We start from the raw sequence: 20,351 nt of genomic DNA, 5'->3' as shown, positions 1-20,351 counted from the left end.
CAGCTCACCGACCTATCGGCTTCACCTCGAAGTGGACCGTGCGCAGCACGGTGATCGCACGGCGCCGACGCACATGCGGCTCTGGCGCAGAGAATGACAATCGATTGCCGCGGTGGTGGCGAAACGGGGATGCGCCGTCGATCCGGGCCCCCTCAGCGGATGCAGACGACTGACGACCTCGCCGCTTTGCGCTATGTGCGGATGCGGTGGAACACCCGTTGTCGGAGGAGCACGCCGCTCTGCTTCTGCAGCGGCTTGATGTCCGGCCTGGCGCGCGGGTGCTTGATCTCGGCTGCGGGTGGGGTTAACAACTGCTCGCGATTGAGTGCTCTCTAGCGTCCTTCTGTGTGCTATGGTGATGGGGTGAATTTGAAGGAGTGGGCGGCGTCTCAGGGCATCGCGTACGTCACCGCGCGGCGGCAGTACGCGGCTGGGACGCTGCCCGTTCCTACTTTCCGGCTGGGTCGACTGATCATGGTGGGTGAGCCGTTGCCTGCTGCGTCGGCTGGTGCCGGGCGGGTGGTGGTGTACGCCGGGGTCTCGTCCGGCGACCAGCGCGCTGACCTTGACCGGCAGGTCGCTCGGGTTGTCACGTGGGCGACCGGGCAGAACCTGCCGGTGTCGCAGGTGGTGACCGAGGTCGGATCCGCACTGAGCGGGCACCGCAAAAAGTTTCTCGCCCTGCTGCGCGACCCGACGGTGACGACCATCGTCGTGGAACACCGCGACAGGTTCGCCCGCTTCGGTGCCGAGTACGTCGAGGCGGCGCTGACCGCGCAGGGCCGCAAGCTGTTGGTGGTCGACCCGGCGGAGGTCGACGGCGACCTGGTCCGGGACGTCAGGGAGATTTTGACCTTGTTGTGCGTGCGTCTTTACGGCCGTCGGGCTGGGGCGGATCGGGCGCGCCGGGCGGTCGAGGCCGCCACCACACAGGACCCGCCGTCGTGAAGGCGATACAGGCCTACCGGTTCGCTCTGGACCTGACGCCGTCTCAGGAGCGGGCGGTGCTGGCGCATGCGGGCGCGGCCAGGGTGGCGTACAACTGGGGCCTGGCCAGGGTGAAGGCGGTCATGGACCAGCGCGCCGCCGAACGCACCTACGGTGTACCTGATGAGTTGCTGACCCCGACCGTCGGATGGAGTCTGGCCAAGTTGCGGAAGGCGTGGAATCAGGCGAAGTCGGATGTGGCGCCGTGGTGGGCTGAGTGTTCCAAGGAGGCGTACAACACCGGCCTGGACAACCTGGCGCGCGGCTTGAAGAACTGGTCCGAGGCCCGGGCAGGCAAGCGCGCCGGTCGGCGGGTGGGATTTCCGCGGTTCAAGTCCCGCCGTCGCGCCACTCCCAGCGTCCGGTTCACCACCGGCGCGATCCGGGTGGAGGCGGACCGCAAGCATGTCGTGCTGCCCCGGCTGGGCCGGTTGAAGCTGCACGAGTCCGCCCGCAAGCTCGCCCGCCGTTTGGAGGCGGGCACGGCCCGGATCCTGTCCGCGACGGTGCGCCGTGACGGCGGGCGGTGGCATGTCGCGTTCTGCGTCGAGGTCGAGCGGGCCGAGCGCACCCCGACGCGCCCGCAGGCGGTGGTCGGCGTCGATGTGGGGATCACCCACCTGGCGGTGCTGTCCACCGGCGAGATGGTGCCCAACCCCCGGCACCTGGACGAGGCGGCCCAGCGGATGCGGCGTCTGGCCCGGCAGATGTCCCGGCGCGTCGGGCCGGACCGGCGCACCGGCCGGCGGCCCTCGAATCGGTGGGAACGCGCCCGCCAGCAGGTCGCTCGAGCGCATGCGCGGGTGGCGAACCTGCGCCGTGACGGCCTGCACAAGCTCACCACCCGCCTCGCCAGCAAGTACGGCACGATCGTGGTCGAAGACCTCAACGTGGCCGGCATGCTGCGCAACCGGCGGCTAGCCCGGCAGGTCGCGGACGCCGGCTTCGGTGAGATCCGCCGACAGGTGGCGTACAAGGCTGAACGCAACGGCGGCCGGCGGATCGTGGCCGACCGCTGGTATCCCTCCAGCAAAACCTGTTCGGACTGTGGCGCGGTGAAAGCCAAGCTGCCGCTGCGTGTCCGAACCTACCTCTGCGACTCGTGCGGCTTGGCCCTCGATCGGGACCTGAACGCCGCGCGTAACCTCGCCGCGCTCGCGCGTGAGGCAACCACCGCCGGGAGTGGCCCGGTGGCAGGACGTGGAGCCGACCATAAGACCCGCCCCGGCGGGCCGGTGGCCATGAAGCGTCAACCCGGCCCCGCTCAGGCGGACAAGACCGGGACCGTCCCACCACAAGGCGGGACATGCCGATCAGTCGCTAGAACGCACTGACAGGTAACGGTGAGTTGCTGCTGAGGGCGGTTGCGGCCGGAGGAGTCAGCGGCGCAGCTGTGACGACGGGCGTCGGTGTCGACACGGATGATGCCGCTCTGGCGAGGGGGCGGGCACTGGCCGCTGAGCGGTCGTTGGACAAGCACGTGACCTTCGTGACGGGGGAAGCGGCGACCTCGCGGGAGACAGGCGACCGTGTCCTGTGCGTTGGCGCCTCGCATGCCTTCGGCGGGACGGCCGATGCCCTCACGGCACTCGCGGATTTCGTGCGGCCTGGTGGCAGGCTCCTGTTCGGCGACGCGTACTGGGAGCGGCCGCCGACGGCCGAGGCGGTAAAGATCTTCGGGGAGGAGACGGTGCCGCTCGCGGATCTCATCGAGCAGGCCCGTGGGCTGGGCTGGCGTGTCCTGCATTTCAGCACTGCCGACCAGCGGGATTGGGACGACTTCGAGTCCACCTGGCGCGCGGGCCAGCAGGAGTGGCTGCTGGAACACCCGGAGGACCCTCGCGCACCCGAGGTTCGCGAGGAACTCGATGCCCGGCTGCGGGAGTACGTCGGCATCTATCGCGGTCTGCTGGGTCTTGGGTATTTCGTCCTCGGTCGCTGACCTGTGGCGGCTCGCCGGTGCTCGCCGTTGTCAGGGTGGGGTGGGCTGTTCGTCGGGGTGGCGGTGTGAGCGTCTGGTGTCGGCGATGGCGATGGCGAGGAGCACGATGGCGGCGGCGCTGGAGACTGCCAGTGGTGGGACGAGGGTCAGCGGGGCGATCAGGGCCACGAGGGCGGCGATGCCGGCAGGGCGGGGCAGGGAGACGCGGGAGTAGACGACGTACTCCAGCGCGGAGCGGCCGACGAGGAAGATGGCAGGCCCGGCGAGGATGACGGACGACCAGGTGAGGGGGGGTGTGCATGGAGGGGTGCTTCTCGACCAGGTCGTGTCCCACGCTGGTGGTGATGATTCCGAGGATCATGGTCAGGTGGGCAGCGCCGGCGACGCGTCCGGTGTGGGTCGGGTGCGAGGCGGCCAGGACCGCGTCGTCGACCAGTTGACCGGCGACGTGAAAGTACAGGCGCCAGAGCAGGACGGTGGTCAGGAACGCTACGCCCAGTGCGGTGATCCGGTACGGGCTGGCCGGTACCTGGATGAAGGTGACGCCGACGGACAGCAGCGGCTCACCGAGAGAGATCATCAGCAGTTGTTGGTAGCGTTCGGCGAGGTATCGGGCGGCGGTCGCCCACAGGTTCGCCAGGCCGGCGCCGAGTCGGGGTACGGGCCAGCCGCGGGCGTTGGCGACGTACTCGACGAGCACCGCCAGGGCCCACATCGCCGGGCGGACGGCCCCGTGGGACACCGCGCCGATCAGCCACGGGACGGAAACGGCCGCGTACCAGCAGAAGGCTCGTAGATTTGCGGTACGCACCTCGGGCACCGTGGCGAGGAGACTGATCGCCAGGGTCCGGCCGGCCTGCATGATGATGTAGGTGGAGGCGAATGCCACGGCACGCCCGTCGAAGGCCCACGACACGCTGACGCCGAAGATCAGCACACCGAACACGCTGGCGATGACGCACCCCTGCACCGCGGGTCGTCGTGGGTCGAATCGGGTGGTGAGGTAGGTGGTCAGGGTCCAGACCCGCATCAGTGGCAGGAACAGCAGCAGGGCCTGTCCCAGCACCATCCAGCCTGGCGTGCCGGGTGATTCGGCGAGCACGTCGAACGCCAGGGCGACCAGCCGGCTGAGGATGAACACCATGGCCAGGTCGAAGAACAGTTCGACGAACGTGGCCTGCTCCGCCTCACCCTTGCGGAGCAGCGAGCCGCAGTCCCAGCCCGGAACGTTCCTGGTCACCACCGGGGTAAACCCAGGCGTCGAGAGCGAAAACCTCCCATGAGGCCATGGGTGCCGAGATTTCCTCGTACGCATACTGAGTATGCTGCTTGCCGTGGGACCTGGTCATCGAATGGTGGCGCTCACCGCCCTGGTGGGGGGCTTCCTGCTCGGCTTCCTCGACTTCGTCTGGATCAAGTCGGTGCCGTACCCGTTCGCCGAACTCGGCAACTCCACCGCCACGTGGGCGGTCGCCGCCTTCGCCTTCGGATACTGGGCCCGGTCGGGCTGGCTGCGCTCGGCGGTCGGCGCCGCTGTGCTGCTCGTGGTCGCGGTGCCCAGCTACTACCTCGCGGCGACCTTCATCCAGGGCGACGACCTGGCCGTGGTGTGGGCGCCGACGTCGCTGCTCTGGATGGTCTTCGGTGTCCTCGCCGGGCTGGTCTTCGGCATCGGCGGTGACTGGGCGCGCGGGGCGGGCTGGCGGCAGGTTCTCGGGGCGGCGCTGCCGGCTGCGGTGTTCTTCGAGGAAGCGGCCCGGTTCGCCCGCAGGGCCGACGATCCCAGCTACTCCCCGGGCTCGGTGTGGAACGTCGCCATCGATGTCGCGCTCGGTGTCCTGGCCGTCGTGCTGATCGGCAGATCGGCCCGTCAGCGGGCGCTCGCGTTGGCCGCGGCCCTGCCCCTATCCGTGATCATCTTTGTCGGATTCGCGGTGGCCGGCGGTTAACGGGCTCTGTCGTCGCTCGCCTCAGTCCGGTCTGACGTACGGCGCTGGTTCATCAGGAAAAGGCGGCGGCCGGACGGGGTGACCCGTCCGGCCGCGAACGTCGCTGAACCTGATGTTCGTGGGTCTGCCGGGGTTCACTCGTTGCGGGCGGTCTCCGGGCCGGTGATGCGGCGCAGCAGCGGCAGCGTCGAGGCGATGATGCCCAGCGACACCGCCAGCCCGCCGGCGACCATCAGGTAGAACGACAGGTGCGGCGGCAGCAGCGTGTAGTCCAGCTGCGCCCGCAGGAACAGGTGCGCGGCCAGGAACCCCATCCCGATCGCCACCGCCGCGACGAGCAGCAGCGGTACGACGGTCTCCAACGCCACCACCCGGCGCAGGGTACTCAGCCGCACCCCGGTGAGCCGCAGCATGCTGAACGGCCGCTTCCGGTCGCTCAGCCCGCCGGCGACGCTCACGGCGAGGCTGCAGCCCGCGATGGGCAGGCTGGCCAGCATGACCACGTTGGCCAGCTGCTGGAACTGGATCATCTGCCGCGCGGAGTTCGCCTCCCACTCGCCGACGCTCGCCGGGAAGCGCCCCAGCGGGAACGCGTTGATCAGCATGGTCCGGGCCTGCTCGAACGCGGAGCGGCTGGTGGTGTTGACGACCGCGGACAGGATCGGCTGCCGGTCGACGTCCGCGGGTGCGGTGCCGGCCGCCTTCCAGACGTACGTGTCGTTGGTCAGGTCCATCGCGCGCATGCCGATGAGGTCGCCGGGCACGGCCGCCACCTGCGCGCCGGCGGGGCAGCTGCCGTACATCGCCAGGCGGTCCAGCTCGGCGCACGTGATCAGGCCCTGCCAACCGTCCGGGTCAGGGTTGCGGTGCACCACCGTCACGCTACGCACCCCGGGGATCGTCGCAAGCCCGGTCGGGATCTGATCCGCGGTCGGCGCGGGGCCGTCCTCGGGCCAGAACGTCTTGCTCAGTGAGGTGGCGGCCACCGAGTCGGTGCGCGGTGCGCCGCGGTTGGCGACGTACGTGGTGATCGTGCCGGTCGCCACGCTGGTCACGAACAGCGCCACGATCAGGCCGCTGACGGACCGGAAGCCGGCCTGCGGGTTGTCCGCGAGGCGCCGTCCGGCGATGAGCGTGGCGGGCCGGCTCGCCCGCCCCGCGAGGACTCGGGCGCCGATCATGGTCAGCCAGGGCCCGGCCAGCACCAGCCCGATCAGGATCAGCACGAACCCGGACAGGTACGCGGTGATCTGGCCGTTGGTCGTGGCGGGGCGCCGCCCGATGAACCAGGTCAGCTCGGCGAGCCCGGCGACCAGCGGGATCAGCCGCCAGACGCGCGGCGGTTTCGGGGTCACCCGCCGGCTTACGCCCAGCGGCGTGATCTGCACCCGGCGCAGCGCCAGCACGGACGCCACGACCGCGCCGAGCGGGATGCCGAGCGCGACCGCCAGGACGTTGATGACGGTGAGCGACAGGTCGGCGGCGAAGAACGGTTCGCCGGCGAACGGGATCCTGGCGAGCCCCGGCCGGCACGCGAAGAACAGGCCGAACCCGGCAACGGTGCCCGCGGCGGCCGCAAGTGTCGACTCCACGGCCGAGATGACGGAGATCTGTCGTGGCGTGGCCCCGATCAGCCGGATCGCGGCGAACCGCTGCTCCCGGCGGCTCGCGGCCAGCCGGGTCGCGGTGCCGATGAAGATGAGCACCGGGAACAGCAGCGCGGCCGCGACGACGGACAGCACGAGGGTCAGGCCGGAGCCGTTGATGCCGATGTAGCAGCCGTGGCTGCAGTCGCTCGGGGAGGTGGTCATGATCTGGGTGACCTTCGTGGGCCCCAACGGTTCCAGCTCGGCCGGGGTGCGGCCGATGACGATCAGCAGCGAGTCGGGGGAGGGTAGCGCCGCTCGGCCGATCGTGCCGACCTCGTGGCCGGGGTAGCGGTCGCCGAGTTCCGCGGCGGGGGTGGTCCGCAGCAGCTTGCCGAGAGCGGGCGAGACGTAGTACTCCCCTGGGCCGGGCAGGTGCGGGATGCCCGGCGGGACGGGCGCGTCCGGGCCCAGCGCCGCGACCTCGACCCGGCCGATGGACGTGCCGTGGTAGTAGTCCTCCCGGACCAGCCACCACATGGGGTCGGCCGACGCGTCGGAGGAGGCCGGCGCGGCTGCGGTGTTGAGCCAGCCGTACCGCTGGTTCTGCGCGTCGACCGCGTTCATGCCGGCGATCGTGGTCAGGAGCATGCCGACGCCGAGCGCCACGGCGGCGGCGATGATGACGAGCCGGACGGCGGCTTCTCGCCCGCCGGCCACGGACAGCCGTAGCGCGAACCGGATCATGCGGCCACCAGCGCGTTCACTTTGCCGTCACGCACGATGACCTGTCGGTCGGCGTAGGCGGCGACGCGGGCCTCGTGGGTGACGAGCACGACGGTGGTGCCCTGCTCGCGGGCCGAGGCGACCAGCAGGTCCATGACCTGCTCGCCGGTGAGTGAGTCGAGCGCTCCGGTGGGTTCGTCGGCGAACAGCGCGCCGGGCCGGGCGACGAGGCCGCGGGCCAGGGCGACCCGCTGCGCCTGCCCGCCGGACAGCTCACCGGAGCGGCGCCGCTCCAGTCCGGCCAGGCCGAGTCGCTCGAACCAGGGCTGTGCCTGCTCGAGCGCCGGGGCCCGCTTGACTCCGCTGAGCAGCAGCGGGAGTGCGACGTTCTCCTCTGCGGTCAGCTCGGGTACGAGCTGGCCGAACTGGAACACGAACCCGAACTGGTCCCGGCGTAGGACGCTGCGCTGGTGTTCGTTGAGGGTGTCGATCCGGCGGCCGTCGAAGTGGATCTCACCGGCGTCCGGCACGAGGATGCCGGCCAGGCAGTGCAGCAGCGTGGTCTTTCCGGAGCCGCTCGGGCCCATGATGGCGACGATTTCGCCGGGAGCCACGGCGACGCTGGCCCCGCGCAGCGCCGGGGTCTCGCCGAAGGACAGGTGGACGTCGCGCGCCTCGATGGTCTTCATCGCCGGACCACCTTCCGCAGGGCGTCCAGCCGGGCGATCGTGGTGTCGATCCAGTGCAGGTCGGCTTCCAGGTGGAACAGGCCGTGGTCGGCCAGCATGGTGTCGACGAGGTCGTCGCCGCGCCGGATGTCGGTGAGTTCTTTCATCCGTCGCAGGTGCGCGGCGCGTTGCCGGTCGAGGTATTCCTCGGCGGGGCGGTCGAGCATGAGTGCCAGCACGACCTTGGTGAACAGCACTGTCTGCAGGTTGGGTTCGGCCTCGACCGGGTCGGTCAGCCACGACTCGACCTCGGTCGCGCCGCGCTCGGTGATGACGTAGCGCTTGCGCTCGGGGCCGACGCCCGGTTCGACCTCGCCGATGACGATCTTGCCGTCGCGGGCGAGTCGGCCGAGGGTCGCGTAGACCTGGCCGAACGGCAGCGGCTTGCCCCGGCTGAAGAAGGTGTCGTAGTCGCGCTTGAGGTCGTAGCCGTGGCTGGGCTCGCGTTCGAGCAGGCCAAGGAGGGTCATGGGAACGCTCATGCCGACACCATACTCCGAGGGTATACCTCGCGTATATACACCCGGAGTATATCGATGCGGCTCGTCACGCCGATGGTGGAGCCACGGTGCCGACCTGCGGAGGCCTACTACGAGGGTGGCCTCCGCCTGCGCGTCAGCAGTCCGCCGACGAGGAAACCGTCCGCGGCCGCATGCCAGCCAAGCGCAGGCAGTGGCTGTTACGGCGCCGGCCGTCCGGGCGATACACCGGCTAAGACCTGGATCCCGCCGGTCACAATCCCCACCGAAAGGATCTCTGCGTGTCAAGAACGACACGGGCTGCAATCACGGCAACTGGCGCCGCGCTGCTCGCCCTGTTCCTCGCCGGCCCACCGGCCACCGCCGGTACGACGGGCTCGGCGACCATCAAGATCGACACCGTGGGCGGCAAGCCCGTACGGCAGGGCAAGGCCGCCACACCGCTGTCCGGTACGGTCGCCGTCACCGGAACAGCCAACCCCGCTGCCACGCCTCCAGCGCCGGTGCCGGCGCCGCTGATCGCCGACGCCGGTGACAGCGCATTCATCGCCGCCGGCGATCGGGCCGTTCTGCTCGGCTCCGCCTACGGCGGCACCGCCCCCTACCAGTTCTCGTGGTCGAGCCCGCACGGCAAACTGCTCGGCGCCGACGCGGCCAGCACGGAGTTGGACACCACCAACATGGCTGCCGGCAGCTACCAGGTGACGCTGACCGTGCGGGATGCCGCCGGGAAGTCCGCCTCGGACACGGTCCGGGTCGTGGTGTACCAGCCGAGCCAAGCCACGCTGCTCGACCAGACCCGGAGCGACCTCACCCCCGGCACGACGGTGACCGGGGAGCGGCTGGAATTCGGCTTCACCGTGCCCGCCGGGACCCGGCGAATCACCACCGACCTCTCCTTCACCAGCCCGCTCAACGACTACGACCTGGAGTTGTACGACCCGACCGGCACCCGGGTGGCGTCGTCGGGGGCGTCGGCCGGGCAGCCGGAGCAGACCGTGGTGACCTCGCCCGTGTCCGGGACCTGGCGGGCGGTCGCGGTCAAGTTCGCCACCGTACCGCCCGAGCAGGTGCGCATGGTGGTCACCGGCCTGACCGGAAGCGCCGATCCCCGGCCGGTGGTGAGTTCCGGCGGGCCGTACGCGTTCGCGACGGGTGCCGAGCAGAAACTCAACGGCTCGGTCAGCGGTGGTACCGCGCCGGTCACCACCGCCTGGGACCTCGACGGCGACGGGGTGTTCGAGACCGGCGGCGCCTCGGTGACCGGGCACCTGCCGCAGGGGCGGCACCTGGTGACGTTGAAGGCCACGGACGCGGCGGGGCTGGAGCGCCGGGAGACGACGAGTGTCCTGGTCGCCGACCCCTCGGTCATCGCCACGAAGACCACCCCGCTGACCGTGATCGGCATCGCCGACACCGGCATCAACCCGTACCACCTCGAATTTTCCGCGCAGACCTACCCGGACCCGGACGTCCTCGCGCTGACCAGAAACTTCACCCGGCATCCGAGCGAGTACATTCCCGGCTACCCGAAGGACGCCACGGCGCTGAACGTCACCCTCGGCCGGGGCTACTTCCCGGCGGCGGACACCAAGCTCTGGTCGGGGAACACCACGATCCAACCCGGGGCGATGTACTGGATCCCGGGCACGAAGATCATCGGAGCGGTGGACGCCGGTGGCTCCACCGGGGCCACCTCGGCGGACGACCCGCATCCGATCCTGGACGACAACGGGCACGGATCGGGCTCCGCCTCGGTGTCCACCGGCAACCGGTACGGCTACTGCCCGACCTGCCTGCTGGTCGTGGTCGAGGGACTCGACGAGTCGGTCGTGGCCCAGTTGCCCTGGGTCGACATCTCCAGCAACTCGTTCGGCTACGTCGGCGGCGCACCCGTCGGTCCGGTCACCAACGGCCAAGAGGTGACCAAACGAGCGGCCGAACGCGGCCAGACCACCCTGTTCGCCGCCGGCAACGGGGTCGGCAACGCGTTCGACGTACCGGTGAGCACCTGGCACTCCGACCAGACCGGACCGGACTGGAACATCACCGTCGGCGCGATCCGGCGCGACAACCAGCGGGCCATCGTCGGCGACGGCATCCCGGTGCACCTGTCCTCCTGGGGCGACGGCAACCTGCCCTCGGCCTGCCGGAGCGGCACGGTGGGCCAGTGCGCCTTCGGCGGCACCTCCGCCGCGACGCCGTACACCGCCGGGGTCTTCGGCACCGTGCTCGGCCAGGTACGCGCCGCCCTCGGCGACGGCGGTGCCGGGCAGCGCCCGGGCCAGGCGGTGGCGGTCGGCGTACCGCGCACGGAGAGCGTCTACCTGGCCGACGGCAGCATGACCCGCGACGAACTGCGGCAGGCCGTGCTCAAGAGCGCGCTGCCACTGGGACACGGCAACACCGGGGCCCCCTACCCGTACCCGCCGACCGCGCCGTACACCGGCGAGCCGAACGTGTTGTTCGAGGGGTACGGTGCGGCCACCCCGGATGCCGCCGAACGGGCGGTCGCCGTCCTGCTCGGCGAGGCTCAACTGCCGGAACGGCCGTTCGAGGACCAGTTCTTCGCCTATGACCGGGCGGTACGAGACACGCTGTGGGGCGGGTACGACCGGACGGGTGACGGCAAGACCGACTCGGAGGCGCTCGCCGGCGGGCTCCAGGTACGCCTCGCCGACGTGGCCACCACCGCCGGGGCGCTGACCGTGCTGAGCAAGGTCGCGGCGCAGCTGTCCCCGGCGGCGAAGTCCACCCTGCAACCGCTCGGGCAGAACACGCTGTCGTACTGGCTGCACCGCCGGGTGGCATCGTCGCCGGAGGTGACCGGCTGCGCCGGAACCGACAACGAGCAGTACATGGACCGCGCTGACACCGCCGGTGACCTGGAGAAATGCTTCGAGTCCCGGGTCACGTCGGTGGTCGCGGCCTTCCGGCCGGTGGGCATCTTCGCCGGCGCGGACACCCTCGACGCGCCAGTGCCGGCGCAGTCAACCGTCAACGTGGAGTTGTACATCGCGGGTGAGACGCCCGCGGTCATCCGGCCGGTCGGCGTCCTCATGGCCACCGACCGGGAGATCGGCCAGGGCGAAGGCCTGGCCCAGCCGGTGGTCGGCAGCGGGCCAGAGGGTGCGGCATGCGCCACCCTGGGCGAAGGCTGCTGGACCCGGTACGCATTCTCGTTCCGCACCACGCGTCCGGCCTTTACTGGCGAGCAGCTCACCTTGCAGGTGCAGCTGCTCGGGGCGCGCTCGTGGGCGTTCGGGTTCGAGGGCGGGCACGCCTCCCGCGTACAGATCCAGCCCGCGCCGCTGCCACCCACCGGGCTGGACTTCGGCGTCACGATCGACTCGCCGGCCGACAGGGCTGCGGTGTCCGAGCGCGAGACGGTGCTCGCCGGTGGGCGGTACACGTTCCCGGACCTGGGCGAGGATCCGACCGCTGCGGGCGACCACCCGAGCACGCGCCGGGTCGAGGTGTCGCTCGACGATCCGTCGTTCGCGCAACCGGTGGAGGCGGTGCTCAGCTCGGCCACCGGCACCTGGCGGGTGTCGCTCGGCACCCTGCCGGTCGGCCGGCACACCGTCTACGCCCGGGCACGACTGAACAGCACGACCTCGGCGGTGACCGCCAGTTCGTTCACCGTGGCGCAGGACGCGGTCGTGCAGTGGCAGGTGGTGGACCGCAACGGCCAGGCCGACCCGGCTGGGTGGCGGCCGGCATCTGGCCTGGCGGAGTGGGCCTTCACCGTCGACACCGGTCAGTACCGCTCCGGCCCCAAGATGATCCTGGCCCGCCTCGTCGAGCGGGGGATCGAAACGTCGCGGGACGCCGTACGGGTCACGATCAAGTAGCCGAAGGCTGGTTTGCCGGCCGGACGGGCGACCGGACCGGCCGGCAACCAGCGGTCATCCACTTCACAAACGTCCGATCACGAAGTGCCGGACAGCGGGGCGGCCTCATCACCATCTTGTTGCTACTCACCCCTTGGAGTTCGCTTTGTTCACTTCTCGTCATGACCGGACAGCGCGGCGCATCCTGGCGTCCGGATTCCTCGCGGCCGTCTTCGTCGGTGCGGCCAGCCCGGCGGCGGCCCACAACGGTCACGGGACCAGCGAGGCATGGAAGGTCAAGCGCCAGCAGTACGTCGACGGCGTCTCCGTACCGCTGGTCTCGTCCCCGAACGTCCGGTTGGTGACGAACCTGCCGGCCGCCTCCGCCATCTCCGGCTGTTTCGCGAAGTCGGCCCCGTACTTCTACGTCTCCGGCATGGACGCGATCAGCGTCTTCGACGTCAGCGACCCGGTGGCACCGAAGCTGGCCGGAGTGCTGGACGACATCCTCTTCGAAAACGAGGCGATGAACTGCGGCGAGCGCACGGCGAACCGGATCACCACCCGGTTCGTGCTCGCCGGCGTCGACGGTGTTCAAGCGTCGTCGGATGACATCGAGCACGTCGGGGCGTCCAAGCAGTTCCTGATCGTGGACGTCACCGACCCGGCCAACCCGTTCATCCGGTCCCGGGTCAAGACCAGCTCGTCCACGCACACGGTGACCTGCGTACGGGACACCGCCTGCAACTACGTGTACACCGCCGGCAGCGGCGGTCAGTTCTCGATCGTCGACATCACCGATCTGGACGCGCCCCGGGAGGTCGGCACGGGGAAGTCTCCGGCTCTGGCCTACAACGCCCAGTTCGGCGGCGGGGCTGGGCACAAGTGGAACTTCGACGACGCCGGGTACGGCATCCACACCGGGTCGGGTGGGGCCGCGATCTTCGACGTCCGCGATCCCGTACGCCCCCGGCTGGTCACCTCGACCGACGCCCACGGCACAGCGCCCGGCTGGAACGACTTCATCCATCACAACTCGATGCGGCCGAACGCGTCGACGTTCAAGCCCGGCGCCCGGCCTCGGGTCAACAACGGCAACGTGCTGTTGGTGACGGAAGAGGACTACATGAACACCGACTGCGCCACGGCCGGCTCCTTCCAGACCTGGTATGTGGAGAAGCTCGACGGGACCCCCGGCGCGATCCGCCCGCTGGACCGGATCAATCCCGTGGACCTCGGCGAGGGTGTCGCCTCGCCGCGCATGGCGTTCTGCTCCGCGCACTGGTTCGACTACCACCAGAGCGGCATCGTCGCGCAGGCCTACTACGAAGGTGGCCTCCGCCTGATCGACGTACGCGATCCCGCCAACCTCGTCGAGTGGGGCTACTTCGCCTCCGGGCTGTCGGAGGTCTGGGACGCCTACTGGGTCCCGGAGCGCAACAAGAACGGAGTGGCCACCGGCCGCAAGACCAACATCGTCTACACCACCGACCTGATCCGGGGCCTCGACGTGTTCACCGTCGACCTCCCCAACGCCGACCCCACCTCGGGCCCGCTGCCCACCCTGCCGGCCACCGTCATGTCCAGCGCGAAGACCCAAACCCCGCCGCCGTACCGCGTGGCGGCCGGCGGGCTGACGGTCATCCTGCTGATGTCCGGCCTGCTGCTGGCCGGCCGGCGGTTCCGCGCCCGGAGGCGCTGACCTCGGCAACCCCAGTACCCGTCGCACACCCCGGAGGGAAACCCGTGTTTCGAACCCGACAGACAAGACTGACGGCGCTGTGCTGCGCCGCCACGCTGGCCATCGGCGCCATGGGAATGCCGGCCGCCAGCGCGGCCGGCGTCCTCGGCAGCGACACCCTGAGCCTCGACGCCGGTACGGCCCGGCCGGTCGGGCTGTCCCGGCTACTCGCCTCAGGCCACCCGACCGGCCGGGGGATCGCGACCTTCGACGCGGTCCCGACCAGCCTGCAGGTGCGGGCGCTGGACTCGCTCGGGCTGACCGTGCAGCCGATGCGCCACCTGCCGCTGGCGCTGGTCAGTGGCCCGGTGGACGCCATGCGTGCCGCAGTGGCCACCGGGGTGGCCGCCGACGTGTATCCCGACGAGCCGATCCACCTGCTCGACACCGCCTCAACCGACGTCATGGGCACCGCGCAACTGCGCGCGGCCGGACTCACCGGCAAGGGGGTGACAGTCGCGGTCGTCGACTCGGGCTGCGATGCCACCCACCCCGACCTTGCCGACCACGTCGAGCACAACGTCTCGCTGGTGAGCGCGGAGTACGCGAACATCCCGCCCGACTCGTCCAACACGATCGTCGTGCCGATGGACAAGGGCCCCTACAGCAACACCGACATCGGCGGTGGCCACGGCACCCACGTCGCCGGAATCGTCGCCGCCGATTCCAGCAGTGTGACCGACGGCAGCAGGTACGGCGTGGCACCGGACGCGACTCTGGTGTGCTTGGCGATCGGCGAGGTCCTGTTCACGACCGCCGTGGTGACGGCGTACGACTACCTGCTCGATCAGGACGGCATGTGGGGCGTCGACGTCATCAACAACTCGTGGGGAAACAGCTACCGACAGTTCGACCCGCGCGACCCGGTGACGGTGGCGACCAAGGCCGTCGCCGACCAGGGCGCGACCGTCGTCTTCGCCGCCGGCAACTCGGGAAGCAGCAACGCGGAGATGAGCCTCAACCCGTTCGCAGAGGCGCCCTGGGTCATCTCCGTAGCCGCCGGCACGCTCGACCGCAAGCGCGGCGACTTCTCCTCCAACGGGCTGGTCTACGACAACTCCCAGCCGACGGGGATCACCGCGGGCGGCCACACCGTCTACACCGGCGACCGGATCGGCATCGCGCACCCGGACGTGACCGCACCCGGCGTCGACATCTCCTCGACGTGCGACTCCCTCGGCACCGTCATCGGCCCCTGCGCGCCGAGCAGCAACGCCACTGCCTCGGGCACCTCGATGGCATCTCCCCACGTGGCGGGGGCCGCCGCCGTCCTCAAGCAGGCCAACCCCACGCTCACCCAGGATCAGGTACGTCTCGCCCTCCAGGCCACCGCCTCCCCGGTCGCCACCGACGACGGCGCCGGGCGGCTGCCGTTCTGGCAGGTCGGCTACGGGTACGTCAACCTTGACCGGGCAGTCGCCCTGGTGACCGGAAAGAACTGGGCCAAGAACCTGGCAACGGCGGCGGCCCAGGCTGATGCGAGGGTCCTCGCCGAGGACGGCCGCCAGGTACCGCGTGCCGACTTCTGGACCTACGACGCGCCCCGGGCAACGGTGGCCGGCACCGACAACCACACCTACGTCGCCCCGGTCGGCACCGGGGTGAGCGCACTCAAGGTGACGCTCTCCCACCCGTCGTTGGCCACCCTGGGGATCAACGGCACCAGCTACGTCGTCACGATCACCGACCCGCACGGCGGTGTCGTGGGCACGACGACGGAGACCTTCACCCAGGGCGCGGGCACGGCGACCGCGCTCATCGACCTCGCCGCGGCCGGCGCGGGAGCCGGTGACTACACCTTCACCGTTTCCGGCCGGTACGCCGCGTCCGACCCCGACACGCTGGACAGTGACTCGACGCTCGGGCGGATGGTCACCCTCCACGTCGCCCAGCTGCGCGTCGGCTGACCGCCTGCCCCGGCGCCGCCCCGATGGCCGGCCACCTGTCCAGTGGCCGGCCATCGGCTTGACCCGTGGCGTCCCCGGGCTTGGCCTCGGGCAACCACCAGCCATCCCGTCCCTGGCCTGGTCCGTAGCAGCCGCCAGCCGCCCCGGAACCACACCAATCTCGACAGGGCGGCCCGGGAGCACACTCCGTCCCAGCGTCTGGTGTGCTTGTCCCGTGCAGGTGGCGGTTCACGGCCGCGTGCTTGAGGGAGAAGGGCGGTGGCGCGGTGAGGACCAGTCGACTGGAGGCGTTCAGTGACGGCGTGCTTGCCATCATCATCACGATCATGGTGCTTGAGCTGAGGGTGCCGGCGGGTCACAGCCTCTCCGACCTCCTCCATTCGAGCGGCACCGGGCTGCTGACCTATCTCCTCAGCTTCGTCTATGTCGGCATCTACTGGAACAACCATCACCACATGTTCCATCTGGTGCAGCGGGTCAGGGGCGGGGTGCTGTGGGCGAACCTGGCGTTGCTGTTCTGCCTCTCGCTGTTCCCGTTCACGACGGGCTGGATGGACGAGTCCAGGTTTGAGCGAACCCCGGTCGTCGTCTACGGCCTGAACCTGTTCAGCGCGGCCATCGCATACTTCGTGCTCCAGACGGTGATCATCCGCCAGCAGGGACCGGAATCGCCGCTGCGGCGGGCCATCGGCACCGACTTCAAGGGCAAGGTCTCCCCGGTGTTCTACATCACCGGGATCCTCAGCGCCCTGCTGATCGAAGGGCGTATCGGAGTGGGAATCGCCCTGGCGTGCTTCGTCGGCGTGGCGATCATGTGGGTCGTCCCCGACCGCCGCATCGACCGGGTGATCAGCCAGTCGGAGACCCCGGGCTGAGGGACGCCAGGCCCATCCTCGCCGCTCGTCGCGCCCCAGCAACTGGTCGGCTACCGCACCCGGCGACGGCAACGTCCTACGCCCGGCTCCGCTGTGCAGGATTGCGTTCCAGCGACGCGATCCGCGGCGTTTCAGCGCCCGTCGCCGCCACCGGGCTCAGCTCGAAATGCACCGTACGGCCGGTCTTCGCCCGCCCGAGCCGGTGCATCAACGGCACCAGCACCCCGTGCAGCACCGGGTGCTTCCGCATCAGCGCGCGGCTGGCCGCCCGGTACTCCGCCCCGGTCAACCGCCGCGCCACCGCCTCCACGGCCACCCCGGTCGGCTTCCCCAGCGCCGTCGACGGCGCCAGCGTCACCCGCGGGTTGTTACGGATCCGCCTGGTCTTCCACGCCTTCTCGAAGCTGCGCACGTACGCCCGCTCCCCGACCACGGCCACGCTCAGCGCCGTCGGCACGGCGGTCCCGTCCCGCTTGAAGGTCGTCAGCACAAGCGTCTTCTGCCGCACCAGCGGCGCCCAGGCAGGAGCCGGGGCGGGGTCGACGTAACCGACCACCCAGCCGAGCTGCCGCAGCCGGGCGACCAGGGCGGCCAGGGCCAGGACGGCCGACAACCCGACCACCCAGGTCTGCGCGGCGCTGCCGCCGGCATGCGCGTCGATCAGGTGCGACAGCGTGTGCGCCGCCCCGCCGACGACGTATCCGGCCAGGGCGACCGCTAGGGCGTCGGTCCAGATCAGCGCCAGCAGCAGGGTCGCGCCGATGCCGAGCTGGAACGCCCCCACGTCGTGCACGAAGTGCTGGTGCGGCGGGAACCCGACCGCCGAGCTGAACGAGTCCGGACGTGTGAGCGCCCACACCCCGGCCACCACCGCCGCCGCGCCGAGCAGCGCGGCCACCGCGCGTACCAGTGCTCTCATGGTGGTGGGACGGGCCGGCGGCCGCCGATGTGACCGACGGCCGCCCGGGGTGCGCGCAGAAAGGCGGGCGGTACCCACCGGTACCGCCCGCCCCGATCAGGCCTGGCCAGGGCCCTCGTTGACCCGGCGGACGTCGACCTCGACGTCGATACCGTGATCGACGAAGACGTGGATGAAGCGCTTACCCCACTCCACCGCTTCCTCCTTCGACCGCACCTCCAGCAGCGCGAACCCGGCGATGAGTTCCTTGGTCTCGGTGAACGGCCCGTCGATGATGGTCGTCTTGCCCTTGGTGGCGGTGATCCGCGCCGCGTCCTCCTTGCTGCTCTTGCACAGCCCCTCGGCGGCGAGCAGGATCCCGGACTTGGCCACCTCCTCGATGAAGGCGCCCATCTGGACCATGAACTCCGGGCTCGGGTCGAACGCGCCAGGAGTGTTCTCGTCCAGCTTGTGCATCAACATGTAGCGCATTGCAGAGTTTCCTCTCAGGACAGGTCCGCGCGGATGCGGGCGGACACGGCGGTGAGCCAACCGAAGATGAAGACCGAGCCCAGGGCCAACCGGATGCTGATGCTGCCCTGGTCGGGCCAGGCCATGACGATCACGGTCGCCAGCGCGCACAGCACCGAGAACAGCGCCCAGCCCCGCGCGCCGAGCCGCTGGAAGCGGCGGGCGAACACCAGACACGCGGCCGTGAGCGACCCGAACGCCAGCATCGCCCCGACACCGTGGCCGACGGAGTGCCAGCTCATCGTCTCCGGGCTGCCCTCGGGCGCGCCGGCCGGCCAGCCCATGCTCGGGTCGGCCCGCAGCACCCCGGCGACGATCATTCCGACACCGAACACGGCAACCAGGGCCGGCCCCCACGTCCCGGCCGCGCCGCCCCGCGGCGCCCGGCGCAGCCCGGCCGCGCCGGCGAGGGCCAGCAGCCCGGAGACCACGAAGTTGGCGATCTGGATCCAGCCGTGCTGGCCGAGAGCGAGCAAGCTGAGCGGCTGCCGGCTCAGGTCGAAGCCGTCCCGGGTGAGCACCTGAGCGGCGGCCACCACCGCGAACAGCGGCCCGACGGCGATCCCCCCGGCGAGCAGGGTGGCGGTCGGAACCGCCCGGGTCGCCCGGGCCTGCCGCAGTGTCGTACTGGTCATGTGGATCTCCTCGTCATCGGCTCTCACTGACGCGTCGATCGGGCCGACCGGGATCCGACATCCCGTTTCAAGATTTTTTACGGGCCGCACGCGGCGGCCCGGTCGAGCAGCAGCGCCCGCTCCCGGGCGTTGCCCGTCAGCGCCGCCGCCCGCTCGAACTCCCGCCTGGCCTCGTCGTGCCGCCCCAGTTTGGCGAGCAGGTCACCGAGCACGCTGGGCAGCAGGTGGTAGCCCGCGAGGGCCGGCTCGTCCGTCAGCGCCTGGGCCAGGTCCAGGCCGGCGGCCGGGCCGTCGGCGTAGGCGACGGCAACCGCCCGGTTCAGCTCCACCACCGGTGACGGCACCAGCCGCGCCAGCTCCGCGTAGAGAGAGGCGATCCGCGCCCAGTCGGTCTCCTCGGGGGTACCCGCCCGCGCGTGGCAGGCCGCGATCTCGGCCTGCAGGGTGTACGGGCCGGCCTGGCCGGTGCGGGCCCGGTCGAGGGCGGCGAGGCCACGGCGGATGAGCAACTGGTCCCAGCGGCTGCGGTCCTGATCGTTGAGCAGGATGGGCTGACCGTCGGGGCCGGTACGGGCGTGGGTACGCGACGCCTGGATCTCCAGCAGCGCGGCCAGGCCGTGCACCTCGGACTCGTCGGGCATCAGCCCCTGCAGCAGCCGCGCCAGCCGCAGCGCCTCCTGACAGAGGGCCGGCCGCATCCAGTCGTCCCCGGCGGTGGCCGAGTACCCCTCGTTAAAGATCAGGTAGACGACCTCCAGCACCGAGTCGAGGCGCTCGGCCCGCTCGGCCGGGCCGGGCACCTCGAACGGCACGTGGGCGGCGGCGAGGGTCTGCTTGGCACGGGTGATCCGCTGGCCGACCGTCGGCTCGGTGGTGAGGAACGCGCGGGCGATCTCACCGGCGGTCAGGCCACCGAGCAGCCGCAGAGTCAGCGCCGCCCGGGCGATCGGCGACAGCACCGGGTGGCAGGAGACGAAAATCAGCCGCAGCAGATCATCCTCGATCCGATCCTCGACCGCGGCATCGAAGTCGGGGGTGACCTGCTCGTCGAGGTCGCGGCCGAGCTCGGCGAGCGTACGCTGCTGGGTCTGCCGGCGGCGCAACGCGTCGAGCGCCCGGCGCTTGCCGACGGTCATCAGCCACGCGCCCGGGTTGGCCGGTACGCCGTCGCGCGGCCACTGCTCGAGCGCGGCGACGAGGGCGTCCTGGGCCAGTTCCTCGGCCCGGCCGACGTCGCGGACGATCGCGGCGATGCCGGCGACGACTCGCCCGGCTTCCATCCGCCACACCGCCTCGACGGTGCGCCGTGTTTCGGACTCCCCCATGGCCCCATGAGAGCAGCCGGGCCGGATGTTCTCAAGAATGGACCGCCACCCGGTCGTGTCGGCCCGGTTGCCCCAGTGCTGATATCGCCGGGAGGTCAGCTCGCTGATGTTGATGATCGTCGAGCGCTAATGCGGACCGTGGCCGTCAAAACGCCCTTACCAGTCACCGCCGTCCCATGTGGACACGCTCTCTTCTCGCCTTAACCGTG

16 protein-coding genes and 1 pseudogene are annotated in these 20,351 nt (G+C 70.6%); 8 read left to right on the top strand and 9 right to left on the bottom strand.

The window, feature by feature from the left end:
* Positions 1-363: 363 nt before the first annotated feature.
* The 3 genes from ACFYML_RS26320 to ACFYML_RS26310 all read left to right on the top strand — a co-directional run bounded on the left by ACFYML_RS26320 (position 364) and on the right by ACFYML_RS26310 (position 2,929).
* Positions 364-948, top strand: a complete 585-nt coding sequence (locus ACFYML_RS26320; RefSeq protein WP_387423185.1) for an IS607 family transposase — start codon at positions 364-366, stop codon at positions 946-948.
* Positions 945-2,321, top strand: coding sequence for an IS607 family element RNA-guided endonuclease TnpB (gene tnpB / locus ACFYML_RS26315; protein ID WP_387423184.1), 1,377 nt, complete (start codon positions 945-947; stop codon positions 2,319-2,321). The genes ACFYML_RS26320 and tnpB overlap by 4 nt, the downstream gene beginning before the upstream one ends.
* 146 nt (positions 2,322-2,467) lie before the next feature.
* A complete protein-coding gene (locus tag ACFYML_RS26310) occupies positions 2,468-2,929 on the top strand; it encodes a hypothetical protein (RefSeq protein ID WP_387423227.1) in 462 nt (153 codons plus the stop codon).
* A gap of 30 nt (positions 2,930-2,959) precedes the next feature.
* On the opposite strand, the gene ACFYML_RS26305 is transcribed toward ACFYML_RS26310, so the two are convergent.
* On the bottom strand, positions 2,960-3,097 hold the full coding sequence (locus tag ACFYML_RS26305) for a hypothetical protein (RefSeq protein WP_387423226.1): 138 nt from the start codon (positions 3,095-3,097) through the stop codon (positions 2,960-2,962).
* 184 nt (positions 3,098-3,281) lie between these two features.
* A pseudogene (locus ACFYML_RS26300) lies at positions 3,282-4,073 on the bottom strand (low temperature requirement protein A); the annotation flags it as partial.
* A 190-nt stretch (positions 4,074-4,263) separates the two neighbouring features.
* Between ACFYML_RS26300 and ACFYML_RS26295 the strand changes: the two are divergent.
* Positions 4,264-4,878, top strand: coding sequence for a DUF6518 family protein (locus tag ACFYML_RS26295; protein WP_387423183.1), 615 nt, complete (start codon positions 4,264-4,266; stop codon positions 4,876-4,878).
* A 134-nt stretch (positions 4,879-5,012) separates the two neighbouring features.
* Here ACFYML_RS26295 and ACFYML_RS26290 read toward each other — a convergent pair whose 3' ends face one another.
* From ACFYML_RS26290 to ACFYML_RS26280, 3 genes are read right to left on the bottom strand one after another with little or no spacing between them, the layout of a single operon-like run.
* Positions 5,013-7,211, bottom strand: coding sequence for an FtsX-like permease family protein (locus tag ACFYML_RS26290; protein WP_387423182.1), 2,199 nt, complete (start codon positions 7,209-7,211; stop codon positions 5,013-5,015).
* Entirely contained in the window at positions 7,208-7,879 is a 672-nt protein-coding gene (locus ACFYML_RS26285; RefSeq protein WP_387423181.1) for an ABC transporter ATP-binding protein, read from the bottom strand. Before ACFYML_RS26285 ends, ACFYML_RS26290 begins: the two co-directional genes overlap by 4 nt.
* Entirely contained in the window at positions 7,876-8,400 is a 525-nt protein-coding gene (locus tag ACFYML_RS26280) for a helix-turn-helix transcriptional regulator (RefSeq protein ID WP_387423180.1), read from the bottom strand. Before ACFYML_RS26280 ends, ACFYML_RS26285 begins: the two co-directional genes overlap by 4 nt.
* Before the next feature lie 278 nt (positions 8,401-8,678).
* On the opposite strand from ACFYML_RS26280, the gene ACFYML_RS26275 reads away from it, so the two are divergent.
* From ACFYML_RS26275 to ACFYML_RS26260, 4 genes are all read left to right on the top strand, one after another.
* Positions 8,679-12,251, top strand: coding sequence for a S8 family serine peptidase (locus ACFYML_RS26275; RefSeq protein ID WP_387423179.1), 3,573 nt, complete (start codon positions 8,679-8,681; stop codon positions 12,249-12,251).
* A gap of 145 nt (positions 12,252-12,396) precedes the next feature.
* Positions 12,397-13,932, top strand: a complete 1,536-nt coding sequence (locus ACFYML_RS26270; RefSeq protein ID WP_387423178.1) for an LVIVD repeat-containing protein — start codon at positions 12,397-12,399, stop codon at positions 13,930-13,932.
* A 44-nt stretch (positions 13,933-13,976) separates the two neighbouring features.
* Positions 13,977-15,878 (top strand): S8 family serine peptidase, encoded by a 1,902-nt coding sequence (locus ACFYML_RS26265; protein ID WP_387423176.1) that lies wholly within the window; start codon positions 13,977-13,979, stop codon positions 15,876-15,878.
* A 266-nt stretch (positions 15,879-16,144) separates the two neighbouring features.
* Positions 16,145-16,753 carry a TMEM175 family protein gene (locus ACFYML_RS26260; protein ID WP_387423223.1) on the top strand — a complete coding sequence of 203 codons (609 nt, stop codon included), beginning with the start codon at positions 16,145-16,147 and terminating at the stop codon, positions 16,751-16,753.
* 76 nt (positions 16,754-16,829) lie between these two features.
* Here ACFYML_RS26260 and ACFYML_RS26255 read toward each other — a convergent pair whose 3' ends face one another.
* The 4 genes from ACFYML_RS26255 to ACFYML_RS26240 all read right to left on the bottom strand — a co-directional run bounded on the left by ACFYML_RS26255 (position 16,830) and on the right by ACFYML_RS26240 (position 20,142).
* The gene (locus ACFYML_RS26255) at positions 16,830-17,672 is read right to left on the bottom strand and encodes a PPOX class F420-dependent oxidoreductase (RefSeq protein WP_387423174.1); all 843 of its coding nucleotides are present in this window, start codon (positions 17,670-17,672) and stop codon (positions 16,830-16,832) included.
* Positions 17,673-17,768: 96 nt separating this feature from the next.
* Positions 17,769-18,143: a YciI family protein gene (locus ACFYML_RS26250; RefSeq protein WP_387423173.1), complete on the bottom strand. Its 375-nt coding sequence runs from the start codon at positions 18,141-18,143 to the stop codon at positions 17,769-17,771.
* Between the two features lie 14 nt (positions 18,144-18,157).
* The gene (locus tag ACFYML_RS26245) at positions 18,158-18,817 is read right to left on the bottom strand and encodes a DUF998 domain-containing protein (RefSeq protein ID WP_387423172.1); all 660 of its coding nucleotides are present in this window, start codon (positions 18,815-18,817) and stop codon (positions 18,158-18,160) included.
* Positions 18,818-18,894: 77 nt separating this feature from the next.
* On the bottom strand, positions 18,895-20,142 hold the full coding sequence (locus tag ACFYML_RS26240) for an RNA polymerase sigma factor (protein WP_387423171.1): 1,248 nt from the start codon (positions 20,140-20,142) through the stop codon (positions 18,895-18,897).
* Between the last annotated feature and the right edge of the window lie 209 nt (positions 20,143-20,351).

Source organism: Micromonospora sp. NPDC007230 (assembly GCF_042869115.1).
Taxonomy (GTDB): domain Bacteria; phylum Actinomycetota; class Actinomycetes; order Mycobacteriales; family Micromonosporaceae; genus Micromonospora.
Note: the sequence above shows the minus strand (reverse complement) of the source record. Positions and strands in the feature narration are given on the sequence as shown.

What these genes read in the sequence shown, in the direction of transcription:
- ACFYML_RS26285 (WP_387423181.1), bottom strand. Translation starts at nt 7,879, where the DNA reads ATGAAGACCATCGAGGCGCGCGACGTCCACCTGTCCTTCGGCGAGACC.
- ACFYML_RS26250 (WP_387423173.1), bottom strand. Translation starts at nt 18,143, where the DNA reads ATGCGCTACATGTTGATGCACAAGCTGGACGAGAACACTCCTGGCGCG.
- ACFYML_RS26280 (WP_387423180.1), bottom strand. Translation starts at nt 8,400, where the DNA reads ATGAGCGTTCCCATGACCCTCCTTGGCCTGCTCGAACGCGAGCCCAGC.
- ACFYML_RS26240 (WP_387423171.1), bottom strand. Translation starts at nt 20,142, where the DNA reads ATGGGGGAGTCCGAAACACGGCGCACCGTCGAGGCGGTGTGGCGGATG.
- ACFYML_RS26245 (WP_387423172.1), bottom strand. Translation starts at nt 18,817, where the DNA reads ATGACCAGTACGACACTGCGGCAGGCCCGGGCGACCCGGGCGGTTCCG.
- ACFYML_RS26255 (WP_387423174.1), bottom strand. Translation starts at nt 17,672, where the DNA reads ATGAGAGCACTGGTACGCGCGGTGGCCGCGCTGCTCGGCGCGGCGGCG.
- ACFYML_RS26290 (WP_387423182.1), bottom strand. Translation starts at nt 7,211, where the DNA reads ATGATCCGGTTCGCGCTACGGCTGTCCGTGGCCGGCGGGCGAGAAGCC.